This window comes from Actinoalloteichus hymeniacidonis (genome assembly GCF_014203365.1).
Classification (GTDB): Bacteria; Actinomycetota; Actinomycetes; order Mycobacteriales; family Pseudonocardiaceae; genus Actinoalloteichus_A; species Actinoalloteichus_A hymeniacidonis.
In genome coordinates, this window is the sequence record NZ_JACHIS010000001.1 from 818,604 (window position 1) to 835,059 (window position 16,456).

Below are 16,456 nucleotides of genomic sequence, written 5' to 3' on the forward strand. Positions count from 1 at the left end.
CGACGTGCTCAAGCTGCCCTTTCTCAGGCTAACGGGCCGGTCCGTCACAGGTGTCCGGGTTGGCCGAGCCGAGATCCACGCCTCAACGATTCTCGGTTCCCAGCCGCCATGTGAAAGGCATCCCGCCGGGCATGCCCCGAGCACAGAACCGCCCGCCGACCTCGAAGGTCGACGGGCGGTTCATCAGCGATGCGGGTCCGTTGCACGGATCAGTGCACGCAGACGGTCCCGTCTGCCGTGATCTCCTGTTCCTTCTCGGCCTCGCCTTCGGTGCCGGTGCCGGTCTCCTGACCGGGCAGCGGCGCGAAGTTGCTGACCGACGTGGTGTAGTCCTCGCCGAGGATCACGTCGACCGTTCCCGGCGCGAGCGCGGCGTCCTCCTCGACGATCAGACCGCCGAGCGCGTCCGCCACGGACTGGCCGTTGGCCTCCTCGCCGGTGGCGTACCGGACCACCGAGGCCACCCGAGGATTGGCGTTGTCGGTGACGCCCTGGAGGTAACCGGAGCTGGTCAGCTGGGCCATGACCTCGGCGGCCAGCCCAGGGATGCCGCCCGCGTTGTACACCTCGACGGTGATCGAGGCCGGGTCCACGATGGAGGCTTCCTCACTCGCATTGTCGGCCGGTTCCGGCTCTTCGGCGGGTGGTCCTCCCAGCTCCTTCATGAACTGCTGCACCTGTGCGGGGTCCATCTGGATGACGTCCTGACCGACATCGTCCTTGATGAAAGCCCCGACCGGGATCGTCTGGAAGTCCATGTTGCCGCCCGCGATGTTCTGCGCGTGCTCCAGGAAGGTCTGGATGTTGAAGTTGCTGTCGAGTACGACGCTGCTCTGCACCGCGTTGATCAGCTCGCTGAGCTTGCCGGGGTTGGCCAGTGTGTCCGCGGACAACACCTTGTTTGCCAGGCCGGCCATGAACACCTGCTGGCGGACCACGCGATCGAGGTCGCTGTTGGGCAGTCCGTAGCGCTGCCGGACGAAACGCAAGGCGTCGACACCGGAGATGGTCTGCTTACCCGCGTCGAATTTCGCTCCGGAGCGGTACTCGTCGACCGGCTCCAGTAGACAGACCTCGACCCCGCCGACGGCCTCGGTGATCTCGGAGAATCCGAGCAGGTTGACCTCGGCGTAGTGGTCGATGGTGACGCCGGTGAGCTCCTCCAGGGTCTGCACCAACAGCTGACGGCCCTCGTCGGAGGACTCCTGGTGCAACTGCTTCTCATCGGTGACGCCCTGCGCGACGAGGGAATCGTGGGCGGCGCGCTTGCCGTAACCGAATGCAGAATTGATCTTGTTCATGCCGTAGCCCGGCACATTGACGTAGCTGTCGCGCGGAAAGGACACGGCCGAGACCTGTTCGCCACCCGGCGGGATACGCACCATGATCAGGGTGTCGGTGAGGTCGCCGCCCTCGTCGTCGCTGGCGCCCAGGGAAGCGAGGACGTCCGCGTCCAGCGGATTGCCCTGGTTGTCGGTTCGGCTGTCGTTGCCGACCAGCAGCAGGTCCATGCCGTCTTCCAACGGATTGGGGCCCTGCGTCCGGCCGTTCTCGCGATTGCCGAACACGTCACTGGTCACCAGCCCGCTGTCGAACGCGGTGTAGGTGGCCCAGGAATAGCCCGTGACGGACACGACGGCGACGGAGACCAGGGCCACCGCGGTCTTGGCCGCCCGCATCGCGAACTTCGCGCCTGCACTGCGTCGAGGAGGCTCCTCTGCGGCGGTGACCGCGGCGGCCGCGCTCGGTGTGCGGGCGATGGGTTGGGTCGGCTCCATCGAGACGGGTCGCCTCGGTGGCCGACGTGCGCTGGGATCCCCGACGCCTCCTGCCCCGTCTCCGCGACTTCGACGACCAGACCCGCTGTCGTCGCTTGGCCGTCGCGCTCCAGGCGGCCGGTCGTGCACGGGCGGCTCCTCCCTACATGCGCGCCGAAAACGGACGCGCTCCCCGACTGATCAGGTAGTGCCGGTCATCCGTCATCACGTTAATCCGATGTCGTGAATGCTGTAGGACGTCCCGCTACCGAGTAAGACGCACATTGTGCCCCCGAGGTTCGCCGTAGGCACGGGTTTCCTCGGTCTCGTTCGTGACACACTGCCACTGCGAACCGGTGGCGGGCGACTCACGATCACACCGGCAGTGCTGACGATGATGGGGTGGGCTCGATGCGAGTTCTGGTGACCGGAGGGGCCGGCTTCATCGGCTCCCACTATGTGCGGCAACTGGTCGGCGGCGCGTACCCGGCATTCGCCGACGCCGAGGTGGTGGTGCTCGACAAGCTGACCTACGCGGGTAATCGCGCGAACCTCTCCAGTGTCGCCGACAACCCCCGGTTGCGCTTCGTCCACGGGGATATCTGCGATGCCGCGCTCGTCGCCGAAGTGATGACGAACACCGAGGTAGTGGTGCATTTCGCCGCAGAATCGCATGTGGACCGCTCGATCGCGGGCGGCGCCGACTTCGTGCTGACCAACGTGTTGGGCACCCAGATCCTGCTCCAGGCCGCTGTGAACGCGGGCGTCGGCCGCTTCGTGCACGTCTCCACCGACGAGGTGTACGGGTCCATCGACGAGGGTTCATGGGACGAGACCCATATCCTGGAACCGAACTCGCCGTACTCCGCGGCCAAGGCGAGTTCGGACCTACTCGCGCGCGCTTACCATCGCACGCACGGGTTGCCCGTCAGTGTGACTCGCTGCTCGAATAACTACGGACCGTTCCAATTTCCGGAGAAGGTCATTCCCCTGTTTGTGACCAATCTCATGGATAACCGCCCCGTTCCTCTTTACGGTGACGGCGGCAATATTCGTGACTGGTTGCATGTGGACGATCACTGTCGCGGTATCCAACTCGTCGCCGAGGCGGGTCGGCCCGGCGAGATCTACAACATCGGTGGCGGTACCGAATTGACCAATCTCGAATTGACCGAGCTCCTCTTGTCCGCAATGGACTGCGACTTCTCGATGGTGGAACGCGTCGAGGATCGCAAGGGTCACGACCGCCGCTACTCGGTCGCCATCGACAAGATCTCCACCGAACTCGGCTACGCGCCCGCCGTGCCCTTCCAGCGGGGCCTCGCCGAGACCGTGCAGTGGTATCGGGACAATCGTGCCTGGTGGGAGCCCCTGAAGAACGCGACGGCGGACACCTCGGGCGGCGTTGGATGACCGACCTCGCACTCTTGGTCGCAGGCGGTGGCGGCCAACTCGGCATGGACCTCTACCACCGGGTCCGCGAGACCCTCGGCGACGGGAGCACGCTGTACGCCCCGACCTCGGCCGAACTGGACATCACCGACCAGGCTGCCGTCGGTGCCGCCGTGACGCGGCTGGCCGAGGAGGCTGCCGAGCACGGCAGGCGCCCGGTCGTGATCAACGCGGCGGCCTACACGGCGGTCGACGCCGCCGAGGCCGATGAATCGACGGCGATGCGGGTGAACCGGGACGGCCCCGCGCGGCTGGCCGCCGCCTGCACGGCCCTCGACGTCCCACTGATCCACGTCTCCACCGACTACGTCTTCCCCGGGGACGCCGAGCGGCCCTACGAGCCGAGCGATCCGACCGGCCCCAGATCGGCCTACGGCCGGACGAAGCTCGCGGGCGAGCGCGCCGTGCTCGACATCTGTCCCCGAGCCTGGGTGGTCCGCACTGCGGGCGTCTACGGCGCCTGGGGCGGCAACTTCGTCAAGACCATGGCCAAGTTGGAGGCCAACCGAGAGACGCTCTCGGTGGTGTCCGACCAGGCCATGTCCCCGACCTGGGCGGGTGACCTGGCGATCGGACTCCTGGAGCTGGCGATGCGGATCGCCGACGGCTCCGAACCAGCTCGTCGAGTGCTGCACGCCACCAACGACGGGCAGACGACCTGGTTCGAGTTCGCCCGCGCGATCTTCGTCGAGTTGGGTGCCGACCCGGAACGGGTGCGGCCCTGCGGTACCGAGGAGTTTCCTCGGCCCGCACCGCGACCCGCCTTCTCCGTGCTCTCCGCGAATTCGTGGATCAGCGAGGGGCTCACTCCGCTGCAGCCCTGGCGAGCGGGCCTCGCGGAGGCATTCGCCCAACACGAGGACGCATTCCGGCCGGCCTGAGGCCGGACACGAACGGCGGGCCCGCCGACAGCTCGCGGGCCCGCCCTTCTCAGCTCAGTGCCTTGCGGTAGGCCTCGATGGTCGTCTCGGCGCAGTGATGCCAGCTGAAACCGGAGGCGTACTGCCGCCGCGCCGCCAGCGTCTCGGTGCGACCGCCGCCCGACAACGCCTCGGCCAGAGCGACCCCCAGGGCTTCGCTGTCCCCGACCGGGACGAGCCGGGCATGCCCACCCGCCACCTCGCGCAGCGCGGGGACATCCGAGCACACCACGGGTACGCCGCAGGCCAACGCCTCCAGCACCGGCAGGCCGAAGCCCTCGTCTCGCGAGGGCATCACCAGGGCGGAGGCACCCGCGACGACACTGCGCAGGTCGACGTCGGACAGATACCCGGTCCGGGTGATCCGGTCGTGCTCGGAACGCGGACCGGGACCGGCCAACACCAACGGCGGTAGATCCGGGCGGGCGCCGTGCGCCTCCAACAGCGTCGGCAGCCCCTTGCGTGGACCGTCGGCACCCACGAACAGCAGGTACTGACTGGGCAGGCCCAGCCGTTGCCGAAGAGCATCGTTGGGCGGTCGGGCGGCGAACCACGCCGCGTCGACCCCCAGCGGGGTGACCGCCACCCGTTCCATCGGGACGTCGAGACGTTCGACCACCTGCTTGGCCACCGCCTTGGTCGGCGTGCACACCATCGCGGCGCGCTTGGCCGAGCGGCGCACCAGATCGGGAAGCCTTCGATCGCTGGGCGGCAGGTCATCCGGCGAGTCCAGGAACGCCAGGTCGTGGATCGTGACCACCCCGGCGGCGCGCAGCGAGGGCGGCAACACGAAGTTGGTGCCGTGCACGATGTTGCTCATCCCGGCGAACAGCTCCACCGGGGGCAACGGCGACCGAAGCCAGCAGGCCCGCAGCAGCCGGGCGGGCACCGGTAGTCCTCGGGCGCCCACGCCGTGCGGCAGGGCGGCCCGCAGCGCCTTCCAGCCGCGCAGGGTGAACGCGACGGCCTTCACACTCACGGTCTCGACGGAGGCCAGTTCCTCGGCCAGCGCCGCCGTGTAGCGACCGATCCCGGTGCGGTGGCCCAACAGCGGGGTGCCGTCCAGCAACAGCCGCAGCCGTGGTCCTCGTTTTCGATCAGCCACGTCGTCGCTCCTTCGCCAGCCGCCGCAACCGGCCCGCCGCCCGCTTGGCCAACTCGGTGGGGCCGCCCAGATCGAGGTACTCACGCACCAGCGCGAGGTCCTTGCGCACCTTCTCCGAGGCCCGCAACGGTGGGGTTCGGACCAGTGGCTCGGCAGCAGGCATCCGGTCGACCGCCTGGCTGGGGTGGCGGCAGAACTCCACCAGCGGCGCCAACGCCTGCGTCCAGGTGTATCGCTCGCGCACCACCGCGATGCGCTCTCGACAACCGGTGGCGAAGGCCTTGTCGTAGAGCACCCGGCCCAGCGCGGCGGCCAGCGCGTCGGGGTCCTCGGCCGGAACCACCACGCCCAGCCCCTCGGCGCGCACCAGCTCGGCGAAGGAATCGCCGTCGGTGGTGACGATCGGCAGCCCCGCCCACAGGTAGTCCAGTACCCGGGTGCGGAAGGCGAAGGTCGTCTCGACGTGGTCGAAGTGCGTGGTCACCCCGCAGTCCGAGTCCAGCAGGTAGTTCTGTCGGTCCTGGTAGGGCACCCAGCTCTCGTTGAAGAAGACGTGCGAGCCGACCAGATCCAGCTTGCGAGCGAGTTCCCGCGTCCGACCGGTGATGCCCATCTCGGGGACGTCCGGGTTCGGATGCTTCATCCCGAGGAAGAACAGTCGAACGTCGTCGTGCTCACCGCGCAGCTTGTCGATGGCTCTGATCAGCGTCAACGGGTCGAACCAGTTGTAGACCCCGCCCGCCCAGAGCACGACCTTGTCGTTCTCGTCGATGCCGGGAACGGAACCCTTGATCCCCGGGCCGGTGCGCGCCGGAGCCGCGTCGGGGAAGCCGAAGGGCACCACCGACAGCAATGATCGCGAGGTCGGGTCGGCGTCGTACATGTCCGGGCTCATCCGGCCGAGCGCGGCGAGGTGACCCAGCCAGAAGTGCCGCTGGCGTTCGGAGGCGCACAGGAAGAAGTCGCCGCGCTCCAACTGGGTGTTGAGGACCTTGGTCACTCCGGCGAGGTCGCGGGAACGTCGTTCGTCGTCGACGTCCTTGCCCTGCTCCAGGTACTCCAGGTGCATCGGGTCGTAGATGTCGCAGACCACGATCTTGGTCGAGTCGACCCGCTTGAGCTCCGGTGCCATTTCGAGCATGTGACCCTGTAAGACCACGATGTCGGCCCACTCGACGTGTCCGGGCAGCTGCTTGGGCAGGGCCGAGAGGACGGGGAATCGGGCGCGGGGCGGTGCGTGGTGGTCGTTGACGCTGACCAGCCGGACCTCGTGTTCCATCGACAGCGCCTCGGCCATGTGCCAGGCCCGGATGGCGGGTCCGGCCATCCGTTCCGCGATGGCGTCGCCGGTCAGGATCAGTACTCGGCGGGGGCGGCCGTAGACGTCGGCCAGATTGAAGGCCGTCACCAGCGACTCGTGGGCGGCCAGGTAGCGGGGCAGCGGATAGGCGGGTTCCATCGCCTTGCGCATCAGCGGCAGCAGATCGGCGTCGGTGCGGACCCGGGCCGCCTGCTCGATGGCCCGTGATTCGGCGAGGCTGGGCAGCAACTCGACGAACTGGTCGATGGCCAGGATGCCCGCGAGCGTCATTCGGGAGATCTCCACCGGGGCGTCGTCCTCGGCACGATCGGCGGGCCTGCGGGTGATCTCCAACTGTGTCGGGTCCAGCTCGCCTCGGGCGGTGGCCCGGCGCACCGACAGGGCCAGCGCGGCGGGCAGCACCTTGGCCAGCGTCTCGTCCTGGACGTTCTTGTACAGCGCCGCGAGGGCGTTGCGCTCCAGCAGGAAGTGCTCCCTGGAGTCGTGCACGGTCGACATCGAGGCGTGGTGTCGGTGGTAGGTCAGCGAGGCCGGTTCGTAGCGGACCCGCCAGCCCCGCAGATTCAGCCGCCAGCCGAGGTCGACGTCTTCGTAGAACATGAAGAACCGGTCGTCGAAACCGTCGAGTTCCTGGAACAGGCCTGCCCGCACGAACAGCGCCGAGCCGGTGCCGAACAGCACATCGCGCGGTACGTCGTGGCTGCCGTCGTCGGGCTCGCCCGCCTGCCGCTTGTAGCCCATGCCGAACCAGGTCAGGCCGCCGTCGACGAAGTCGATGTTCTCGCCGGACCAGTCCAGCACCTTGCTCGCCACCGAACCCACTCGCGGGTCGGCGCGCAGCACCCGCACCGCGGCGGAGATCCACGCGGAGTCGGGGCGGGCATCGTTGTTCAGGAAGGCGAGGACCTCGCCGCGTGCCTGGGCGGCGCCGAGGTTGCAGCCGCCCGCGAAGCCCAGGTTCTCCGGCGATTCGATCACCTGGACGCCGGGTGCCGCCGCGCGGATCCGCTCGACGTCGTCGCCCCCGGAGGCGTTGTCCACACAGATGAGTTCGAGCCGATCCGAGGGGTAGTCCACCTCGTCACGCAGGGCCCGCAGGCAGGTGATCGTGTCCTCGGCCCCGCGATAGTTGACGACAACCACGGAAACCGTCGGCAGGATGTCGGACTCCGACACCTCGTCCCCTCTCTGTGTGTTCGTGCGACGTTAAGCGTGCACCATCCCTCTGATCATCGGTCAACCCCGTCTGGTCCGGGTGAGATCGGGCGGATTGGCCCGGTTTGCTCGTGGGACTTCTCGGGGGTGCTCGTGGGCGTGCCTGCTCGCTCGCCGCTACCGGCCTGCCCAGCGTTGCCAGACGACCTGCCGGGGGACCCGGGACCGACCGCCGATCCGACGCCGTTCCACCAACACGGCCGGGAGCCTGCCGAGTACCTCGACGAGAACTCCGAGGCGTAGGCCCACTCGGAAGTTGGCCGCGCTGGGCACCACCCGACCTCGGAGCCTGCGCAGCGGCAGCAGTGCGGTGATCGCCGCGAAGCGCAGCAACTCGCGGACGGCGGGCTCGGCAGGCGCGCAGCGCAGCAGCATCAGGAGTCGGTTGCGTTCGTTCCACCGATGGAATCTCGGCGAACCCGGTTTGGTGCTCACCCCGTGCTGGTGCAGGGCGCGGGCCCGAGGCGCCCACACCACGTCGTGGCCGGCCAGCCGCAGCCGCCAGCTGGTGTCGGTGTCCTCGTAGTAGCAGAAGAAGCCGGCGGGAACGCCGCCGATCGCCCGCAGTACCGAGGTGCGCAACAGCGTCGCTCCGCCGCAGAGCCCGAACACCTCGGGCACGTCCGAACTCGGCGTTGCGGTCCCGCTGCCCTCGACGGGCGGGTCGGTTCCCTCTTGGGAGCGGTCGGCCCCGTAGCCCTGTGCGGTGAGCCGCACCCCGCTGGACTGCACCGACCCGGTCGGCGTGATCAGGGTGGCGGTGGCCGCCGCTGTGCTGGGCTGCTCGTCGAGTGTGCGCTCCAGCTCTTCGAGCCAGTCGGGCTCCGGAGCTGCGTCATCGTTCAGCCAGGCCATGAAGGGCGTGTGCACCTGGGGCAGGGCCACCGCGAGACCACCGGCGTAGCCGAGGTTCGTCGCGGTGCGCAGTACCACCGGCCGGGTCGGATGTTCCAGGAGCAGCTCCCGGGTTCCGTCCGTCGAGGCGTTGTCGACGACGAGTACCCGATGCGGTCTGGTCTGTCTGCCGAGCGCGTCCAGACAGGCACCGAGGTGTTCTCGGCCCTGCCAGGTGATCACCACCACTGTGGAGCGGGGCGTGCCTGCGGGATGCATCCGCCGACGCTAGCGGGTGGCGTACTTCGCCCGATCGGGAGTGGGTACCTCTATTTCCATGATCATTTCAGTTCTCAACGAAGTTAATGCTCGGCCTGCACCGAAGACCGCCGCATTCTCGCCCACGCCACCGGAGTTCGGCACCCGAACGAGGCCGGGCCTTACTCGGGCACCACCACCCCGCATGGCACGGTGAGTCGGTGCCCGCCCTCGTCGTACTCACCGAGCAACTGTTGGCGCCCGTTCCCGGCGGAACCGGCCGCTACACCCGGGAGCTGACCGCCGCCCTCGCCGCCACCGCGCCTGCGGGCTGGACGGTCGAGGGCGTCACCGCGCGGCACCCCGACCTCACCCCCGCCGTCATCCCCGGCGTCGAGGGTCCCCGCGCGCTGCCGTTGTCCCGACGGGCCCTGTCGCTGGCCTGGCAGCGCGGCGTCGGACTGTGGCCCGGCGGCGACGCCGTCCATGCGCCGACCCCGCTGGCGCCCCCGCGAGTTCGGCGGGATCGCAGCCTGATCGTCACGGTGCACGACACCGTGCCGTGGACCCATCCGGAGACGCTCACGCCGCGCGGGGTCAGCTGGCATCGAGAGATGATCTCCAGGGCCGCTCGGGCCGCTGCCGCGCTCGTGGTGCCGACCGAGGCGGTCGCCGCCGAACTCGCCCAGCGGCTCGGCCCCGGCATTCGGAGCCAGGTGGTGGGCGAGGGCATCGCACCGGCACTGTCGAAACGCGCCGATCCGGATCAGCTGGCCGAGAGCATCCGCCTGCTGCGGTTGCCCAAGCGGTATGTGCTGGCCGTCGGCACCATCGAGCCCCGCAAGGGCATCGACGTGTTGATCGAGGCGATGGCCGACCCGGCCGCCCCGCCGGTGCCGCTACTCATCGCAGGCGCTTCGGGCTGGGGCGATGTCGATCCCGCCGCATTGGCCAGGAGACACGGCCTCGAACCGGAACGGCTGCGGCTGCTCGGGCGAATCTCCGACCGGGATCTCGCCGTGGTGTTGGACCGCGCCGGGGCACTGGCCGTGCCCAGCCGGGCGGAGGGCTTCGGGCTTCCCCTGCTGGAGGCGATGGCCGCCGGGACTCCGGTGGTGCACACCGACGTGCCCGCGTTGGTGGAGGTCGCGGGCGGGGCGGGTCGGATCGTGCCGCGAGACGACCCGGCAGCGCTGGCCCGCGAGCTGCACGCCGTGGTGACCGACCGGCTGACCACCTCGAACCTGGCCACCGCAGGCCGACGCCGGGCCGCCGACTTCACCTGGCAGCGCGCCGCCGAAGCTGTCTGGGCTCTCCACCTGGACGCCTGGTCCGCCGCCCGCTCGCGTTGACCCGAGACCTTCCAGCCCCGGTGGGCCGGACCACCGCGACGCGTCCTGGCCGAGCAGCCGATCACCCGCCTCGGTAAGGCCGGTCTCGTTTTGGCCGAACCGGCCGATTCGGCCTCGGCGAGGCCGTAGGCTGCTCCGGTGCGCGTAGCCGAACCCAGCGTGCTGATCGACGCCACCGCCGTCCCTACCGACCGAGGCGGGGTCGGCCGCTACGTCGATTCGCTCGTTGCCGCATTGGACCAGGACGGCGCCAGGATGAGTCTGGTCTGCCAACCTCGGGACGCCGAGTTGTACACCCGACTCGCCCCGAACTCCCGTATCGTCCCGGCATCGGAGGCCGTCGCCACCAGGACCGCGCGCTTGAGCTGGGAGCAGACCACGCTGCCCAGGCTGGTCCGCAGGCTCAACGTCGACCTGCTGCATTCGCCGCACTACACCACGCCGTTGGCCAATCGAGCCGCAGGCGTGGTCACCCTGCACGACGCCACCTTCTTCACCGACCCGGCCCTGCACTCCTCGGTCAAAGCCCGGTTCTTCCGCGCCTGGACCAGGGCGGCGCTGTCCAAGGCCGCGCTGTGCATCGCGCCGAGCCATGCGACCGCCGACGAGTTGACCCGAGTGGTCGGTGCAGGCCGCAGCAGCGTCCAGGTGGTCGCGCACGGCGTGGACACCGAACGGTTCCACCCGCCGACCCCGCCCGAGGTCGACGAGGTCCGCAAACTGCTCGATCTCGAGGACACCCCCTATGTGGCCTTCCTCGGCGCCCTGGAACCGAGGAAGAACGTGCCCGCGTTGATCAAGGGCTTCGCCAGGGCCTGCGAGGGGCGGTCGGACATTCCCGCTCTCGTACTGGCCGGTCAGCCGGGTTGGGACGGTCAGATCGAGCGGGCTCTGAGCGCGGTGCCGCATCGGGTGCGGGTGATTCGCGCCGGTTACCTGCCGTTCAAGAACCTCGCGGGCTTCCTCGGCGGCGCCGAGATCGTGGCCTATCCAAGCCTCGGCGAGGGCTTCGGCCTGCCCGTGTTGGAGGCGATGGCCTGCGGCACTGCGGTGATGACCACCCGCCGACTCAGCCTGCCCGAGGTCGGCGGGGACGCCGTCGCGTACTGCGGCGTCGGTTCGGGTGACATCGCGGCGACCCTGCGCGAGTTGCTGGACGCACCCGACCGCCGGAAGAAGCTCGGCATCGCGGCGCGCGCCAGATCGCAGGAGTTCTCCTGGGCGGCGAGCGCCACGCGCCACCGTGCGGCGTACACCAGGGCGTGGGCGGTGCACCGCAGAGGACGTTGATCGATACGGCCGCAGCCGCGATCGCTTCGGCTCACTGAGCACCGAGCGCCGTGGTCGCCTGCACCGAGTAACGACGAGAAGCGCCGACGAACACGCGAGGTCACCGACACCGAACCCAAGATCATCTTCGGTCGCCGGTTGATCGAATCGACCCACCCGCCTCGTTCTCAGAATCCAGTCGACCGTGCAGAATGCTCGTCGTGGTCACCCCGCGATCCGCAGCCTCGGCAGAGCCCGTCTCCTACGGCGAGGAGCTCGCCGTCGTCACCGTCACGTACTCACCGGGTGAAACGCTGACCCGGTTCCTCGACACGCTCGCGAAAGCCACGACGCGGTCGGTCCAGGTCGTGTTGGCCGACAACGGCTCGGTCGACGGGGCGCCGGAGAAGGGCGCCGAGCGCGATGGCGTGACGCTGCTGCCCATGGGGGAGAACCTCGGCTACGGCGGTGCGGCGAACCGAGGTGTCGCCGAGCTCGGCCCCGAGGTCGGCTGGGTGATCGTGGCCAATCCCGATCTCGAATGGGGAGTGGGCAGCATCGACAAGCTGCTCGCCGCCGCGACGAAATGGCCGCGTGGCGGAGTGTTCGGGCCCCTGATCCGGGAGCCCGACGGCCGGGTCTACCCATCGGCTCGGATGTTGCCGTCGCTCTCCAAGGGCGTCGGCCATGGCCTGTTGGGCAAGGTGTGGCCCGCGAATCCGTGGAGTCGTGCCTACCGGCAGGCCGACACCGTGCTCAGCGAGCGCACCGCAGGCTGGTTGTCCGGTTCGTGCCTGTTGATCCGGCGGGCCGCCTTCGACTCGGTGGCGGGCTTCGACTCGCGGTACTTCATGTACTTCGAGGACGTGGACCTCGGCGATCGCATCGGCAAGGCGGGCTGGCTCAACGTCTACGTACCCAGCGCCGAGGTCGTCCACCTGGGTGGCCACTCGACGTCGAGATCATCCGATCGGATGCTCACCGAACATCACCGCAGTGCCTACCGATATCTCGCCGACCGCCATCAGGGCCCGGAGTGGGCGCCGGTCCGGCTGGCCTTGAAGGTCGGCCTGGAGGCGCGCAGGCGGCTCGAACTGCGTGACCCGGGCGGCAGCAAGCAGTGAGGTGCCCCCTGTGGGCGATCCGATCGGGATGCCCGCAGGCTGGTTCGGTCCCACCGCCGGATCGGCGGCGGAACCGCTGGTTCTGCTAGTAGCCCTCGGAATGCCAGGGCGGGATGGTCGACTCGTTCTGTGGATGACCGGGCGCCGGGTTCGATACCTGCTGGCCGGGCCCTTGGCCGGGTCCCTGGCTGGGAACCGACGGACCCTGGCCCTGTTGCCCTGGGGCGGCAGGCGGTCGTTGACCCGGCCGACCACCGGGATGATGTTGCTGCTGACCCGGCGCCGACTGCCCGGGGATCTGCTGGTTTCCAGGACCTGATTGCCCGGGTCCCTGCTGGCCATGGCCCTGCGGCCCGGCGGGTTGCCCGCCGCCCGGCTGGGACGGGTACGGCCCTCGGGAGACCCGGCCGCGCAGCACCACGGTGGGATCGTGGTCCGGCGCCGGATTGACCGGGTCGTTGGCGTTCACCACCGAGCGCGGGATCTGCACGGTGCTGGCCGCGTCCATCGGTGAGGTGGCGTTCTCCGGTGTGATGACGAAGGTGCCTCGCGCTCGTGCTCGTGCGAGGGTTTCGTCGGCCCGATCGCGGGGGTCCATCGTGACGACCTCTCCTGACGTTGCCTCGGCGACATCGGGTCTGGCTTCGGTGCCACCACCGCGATCGACGTCGCCTGCCGCGCTCGTCGGGGTGGACCCGGTGCTATCTCCACAGTATTCCCTGCGCGTGCGTGCAGGCTACGGCTCGTGTGAGTGTCCGGTACCAAGTGCGAGCTTGATCATGTGGGGTATCGAGTCCACATCGGACGGAAGTCCGTCCACCGGCCACCACTGTAGGTCAAGGGATTCGGCACTGCGGAGCGGCTGCGCGTCGGCCGGGGCGTGCACGAGGTACCGCACATCGAGGTGCCGGGTGGGCACTCCGCCGGAGCAGGTCACCGGGTGCGCGTCCAGATGCAACGGTTGCGGATCGATCCGCAGGCCCGTCATTCCGGACTCCTCCTCGGCCTCCCGCAACGCCGCTTCCCGCAACCCGGCGTCGGTCGCCTCGCAGTGCCCGCCGAGTTGCAGCCATCGACCGACCCTCGGATGCAGGGTGAGCAGCGTTCGCCGTCTCGATGCGTCCAGTACCAGCGCGGATGCGGTGATGTGGCCGGGCGCGTACTCGCGACGGCAGGCATCCGGCGAGGAGGCGAGGAACGCCAGGAACGCCTGACGCAGCGCCTCCTGTTGCGAGTCGGGTGCCTGCCAGGCGGTCAAGACTGCCACGCTGTCCGCGTGCAGGTTCACAGCTCCACCAGGCCCGACTCCGGTGCCCTCGGGTCGCGGGGCGGCTGCGGGCCGTCCGCCGGATAGCCGACGGCCACCGCGCCCAGCGGATTCCAGTCGTCGGGCAGTTCCAGTTCCCGACGCACCAGTTCCGGGCAGAACATGGTGGAGGAGACCCAGCAGGAACCGACCTCCTCGGCCGCCAACGCCACGAGTAGGCCCTGCACCGCGGCACCGCCCGCGACGGTGAACATGGTGCGTTCGGAGGCGCTGCGCCGGTCGTCGGGATAGTCGTGGGCGCCGTCGGGAACCATGAACGGCAGCACGACCTCGGGCGCCTTGAAGAGCAGGTCGCCTCTGGTGGTGCGGCGCGCGGCCCATTCCGCGCTGCGTCCGTCGGCGATCAGGTCGCGCTGCCATTGCTCGCGCATCGCCGTCAGCAGCCGCAGCCTTCGCTCGTCGTCGCGAAGCCAGACGAACCGGACCGGGTGGGTGTGGTGCGGTGCGGGCGCGGTCAACGCGATTCCGACCGCCCGCCGGACGATCTCGGGGTCCACCGGCCGCGAATCGAACTCCCGCACCGAGCGGCGGAGCAGCACGGCTTCTCGGCGGCCCTGAGCGATGGCCTCGTCGGCTCCGAGCCGGAACAGATCGTCTTCGACCGGCCGCACCAGGTCCGATGCGGCGGAACCGTCATCGTGCACCGACAGCCCACGCACCACCGCGACCGGCTGCCCGCCGAGTTTGCCCTTCACCAGGTCGGCGGCGGCCGCGATCTCATCGGCCACCGCTACCTGGGTCACCGACAGCTCGTTGCCGTGCGAGTCGACCCCGCCCCGATAGCCGTGCAGCACGCCGATCCCGGCCGCCCCGATCGCGGCGTCGGTCTGACCGACCCGCCAGGCTCGTCCCATGGTGTCGGTGATCACGATGCCGACCGTCACGCCCAACGCCTCGTGCAGCGCGGCCCGCAACCGAGCGGCCGAGCCGTCCGGATCCACCGGCAGCAGGGCGATCTGATTCAACGCGATGTTGGAGTTGTCCACTCCGGACGCGGCCTGCACGATGCCGAGGCGGTTCTCGGTGATCAGGGTGCTGCGGAAGCTGGCGACGACCCGCTGGGCCTCGGACAGCACCAACGCCCGCCGCGCTTCCTCGCGGCCCTCGGGATCGGCGGGCACCTGCACCAACCGGCCCTCGACCTTGGACAGCACCTTGCTGGTGACGACCACCACGTCGCCGTCGCGCAGCCAATCCGCCGCCGCCGCGATCGCCGCCGCGAGGTCATCGCCCTCGGCGAACTCGGGCAGTCCGGCGACCGGGAACAGCTGCACGCTGCTCGGCGCGGCATGGTCGGCGACCTCGGCGACTCCGGCGACCTCGTCCCGGGCGGCCTGCGCCTCGGCGGTCGGTTCGCCCGGTCGCCCGTCGGAGGCGTCGACGAGCTGGACCGTCGCCGTTGCGGCGTCCTCGATCATGCCTGTACTCCTGCCAGGTCGAATGCGGCGTGCACCATCGCGGAGGTCGCTTCCGGGGAGGTCATCAACAGGGGCACCGCGCGCACGGCGACCCCCGGCACCTGGGCGTCGTCGCCGGTGTGCACCAGCCAGCCGTCCAGCAGACCGTCCTCGGAGGCGCTCCGGGAGCCGTAGTGCCGCCCGACCGCCTCCGCCGTGCTCTCGACGTCGATCGCGGCCAGGCAGGCGTCGGCCATTCCGCGCAGCGGGCGTCCACCGATGATGGGCGAGACACCGATCACCGGGGCCTTGGTCTCGCGCAGCGCATCGCGGACCCCCGGCACCGCGAGGATGGTGCCGACGCTGACCACGGGATTGGACGGGGCGAGCAGCACCACATCGGCTTCCTTGACCGCCTCCAGCAATCCCGGAGCGGGAGCGGCGTTCTCGATACCGACCGGACCGATGGCGTGGGCGGCCGGCTCGGCGCGATACCGGACCCACCATTCCTGGAAGTGCACGGCGCGGCGGGCGCCGTCCCCGCTGTTCGGGTCGTCGATCACCACGTGTGTCTCGACTCGGTCGTCCGACATCGGCAGCAGGTGCACACCGGGGCGCCAACGGTCGCTCAATGCCTCGGTCACCGAGGACAGCGGATAGCCCGCACGCAGCATCCGGGTGCGCACCAGGTGGGTGGCGATGTCCCGGTCACCGAGCCCGAACCAGTCCGGTTCGACGCCGTAGGCCGCGAGTTCCTCTTGGACGGTCCACGTCTCCTCAGACCGACCCCACCCCTTCACGTCGTCGATGGCTCCGGAGAGGGTGTACATGCAGGTGTCCAGATCGGGACATATCTGCAGGTCGTGCATCCGCACGTCGTCGCCGGTATTGACGATGGCGGTGATCTGATGCGGGCTGGATTCCGGCGCCTCACCGTGGATCGGCAGGCCCAGCGCGGACTTCACACCCAACAGGAAGCGGGCGCCACCGACCCCGCCGACGAGTACGACAACCTTCACTCGAACGATCCTAATGCGGCCTGCGGGGTGCTCCTCGGGCGCGAGCCCGCGCCCGGGCCCCGGCGCGGGTCCGCATGCGGGGCCGCCGTCGTCGACTCGCCCCGGC

The 16,456-nt window shown here is 69.6% G+C and carries 13 protein-coding genes; 5 read left to right on the forward strand and 8 right to left on the reverse strand.

Features of this window, described 5'->3' with window-relative positions:
- Window positions 1–209: 209 nt before the first annotated feature.
- Complete coding sequence (locus tag BKA25_RS03795) at window positions 210–1,778, reverse strand: LCP family protein (protein WP_157421269.1); 1,569 nt, start codon at window positions 1,776–1,778, stop codon at window positions 210–212.
- A 390-nt stretch (window positions 1,779–2,168) separates the two neighbouring features.
- On the opposite strand from BKA25_RS03795, the gene rfbB reads away from it, so the two are divergent.
- Both rfbB and rfbD read left to right on the forward strand, forming a co-directional pair.
- Window positions 2,169–3,170 (forward strand): dTDP-glucose 4,6-dehydratase, encoded by a 1,002-nt coding sequence (gene rfbB, locus BKA25_RS03800; RefSeq protein ID WP_069852079.1) that lies wholly within the window; start codon window positions 2,169–2,171, stop codon window positions 3,168–3,170.
- Window positions 3,167–4,090, forward strand: coding sequence for a dTDP-4-dehydrorhamnose reductase (gene rfbD, locus BKA25_RS03805; protein WP_069852077.1), 924 nt, complete (start codon window positions 3,167–3,169; stop codon window positions 4,088–4,090). Before rfbB ends, rfbD begins: the two co-directional genes overlap by 4 nt.
- 49 nt (window positions 4,091–4,139) lie before the next feature.
- Here rfbD and BKA25_RS03810 read toward each other — a convergent pair whose 3' ends face one another.
- The 3 genes from BKA25_RS03810 to BKA25_RS03820 form a co-directional block, all read right to left on the reverse strand.
- Window positions 4,140–5,234 carry a glycosyltransferase family 4 protein gene (locus tag BKA25_RS03810; RefSeq protein WP_069852075.1) on the reverse strand — a complete coding sequence of 365 codons (1,095 nt, stop codon included), beginning with the start codon at window positions 5,232–5,234 and terminating at the stop codon, window positions 4,140–4,142.
- The gene (locus BKA25_RS03815) at window positions 5,227–7,731 is read right to left on the reverse strand and encodes a glycosyltransferase (protein ID WP_216637760.1); all 2,505 of its coding nucleotides are present in this window, start codon (window positions 7,729–7,731) and stop codon (window positions 5,227–5,229) included. Before BKA25_RS03815 ends, BKA25_RS03810 begins: the two co-directional genes overlap by 8 nt.
- 156 nt (window positions 7,732–7,887) lie before the next feature.
- Entirely contained in the window at window positions 7,888–8,883 is a 996-nt protein-coding gene (locus tag BKA25_RS03820) for a glycosyltransferase family 2 protein (RefSeq protein ID WP_084643378.1), read from the reverse strand.
- A gap of 200 nt (window positions 8,884–9,083) precedes the next feature.
- Between BKA25_RS03820 and BKA25_RS03825 the strand changes: the two genes are divergently transcribed.
- The 3 genes from BKA25_RS03825 (at window position 9,084) to BKA25_RS03835 (ending at window position 12,607) form a co-directional block, all read left to right on the forward strand.
- Complete coding sequence (locus BKA25_RS03825; protein ID WP_069852073.1) at window positions 9,084–10,214, forward strand: glycosyltransferase family 4 protein; 1,131 nt, start codon at window positions 9,084–9,086, stop codon at window positions 10,212–10,214.
- 159 nt (window positions 10,215–10,373) lie between these two features.
- On the forward strand, window positions 10,374–11,504 hold the full coding sequence (locus BKA25_RS03830) for a glycosyltransferase family 4 protein (RefSeq protein WP_069854059.1): 1,131 nt from the start codon (window positions 10,374–10,376) through the stop codon (window positions 11,502–11,504).
- Between the two features lie 200 nt (window positions 11,505–11,704).
- Complete coding sequence (locus BKA25_RS03835) at window positions 11,705–12,607, forward strand: glycosyltransferase family 2 protein (RefSeq protein WP_236750381.1); 903 nt, start codon at window positions 11,705–11,707, stop codon at window positions 12,605–12,607.
- Window positions 12,608–12,692: 85 nt separating this feature from the next.
- Here the strand turns inward: BKA25_RS03835 and BKA25_RS03840 are convergent, their stop codons facing one another.
- The 4 genes from BKA25_RS03840 to cofD all read right to left on the reverse strand — a co-directional run bounded on the left by BKA25_RS03840 (window position 12,693) and on the right by cofD (window position 16,350).
- Window positions 12,693–13,205 carry a hypothetical protein gene (locus BKA25_RS03840; RefSeq protein ID WP_084643377.1) on the reverse strand — a complete coding sequence of 171 codons (513 nt, stop codon included), beginning with the start codon at window positions 13,203–13,205 and terminating at the stop codon, window positions 12,693–12,695.
- 138 nt (window positions 13,206–13,343) lie between these two features.
- Window positions 13,344–13,895, reverse strand: a complete 552-nt coding sequence (locus BKA25_RS03845; protein WP_069852067.1) for an NUDIX hydrolase — start codon at window positions 13,893–13,895, stop codon at window positions 13,344–13,346.
- Window positions 13,892–15,352, reverse strand: a complete 1,461-nt coding sequence (locus BKA25_RS03850) for a coenzyme F420-0:L-glutamate ligase (RefSeq protein ID WP_084643376.1) — start codon at window positions 15,350–15,352, stop codon at window positions 13,892–13,894. The genes BKA25_RS03845 and BKA25_RS03850 overlap by 4 nt, the downstream gene beginning before the upstream one ends.
- A complete protein-coding gene (gene cofD, locus BKA25_RS03855; RefSeq protein WP_069852065.1) occupies window positions 15,349–16,350 on the reverse strand; it encodes a 2-phospho-L-lactate transferase in 1,002 nt (333 codons plus the stop codon). Before cofD ends, BKA25_RS03850 begins: the two co-directional genes overlap by 4 nt.
- Window positions 16,351–16,456 lie beyond the last annotated feature (106 nt).

Coding starts and splice junctions, on each gene's coding strand:
- rfbD (WP_069852077.1), top strand. CDS start 3,167: ATGACCGACCTCGCACTCTTGGTCGCAGGCGGTGGCGGCCAACTCGGC.
- BKA25_RS03820 (WP_084643378.1), bottom strand. CDS start 8,883: ATGCATCCCGCAGGCACGCCCCGCTCCACAGTGGTGGTGATCACCTGG.
- BKA25_RS03850 (WP_084643376.1), bottom strand. CDS start 15,352: ATGATCGAGGACGCCGCAACGGCGACGGTCCAGCTCGTCGACGCCTCC.
- BKA25_RS03840 (WP_084643377.1), bottom strand. CDS start 13,205: ATGGACCCCCGCGATCGGGCCGACGAAACCCTCGCACGAGCACGAGCG.
- rfbB (WP_069852079.1), top strand. CDS start 2,169: ATGCGAGTTCTGGTGACCGGAGGGGCCGGCTTCATCGGCTCCCACTAT.
- BKA25_RS03795 (WP_157421269.1), bottom strand. CDS start 1,778: ATGGAGCCGACCCAACCCATCGCCCGCACACCGAGCGCGGCCGCCGCG.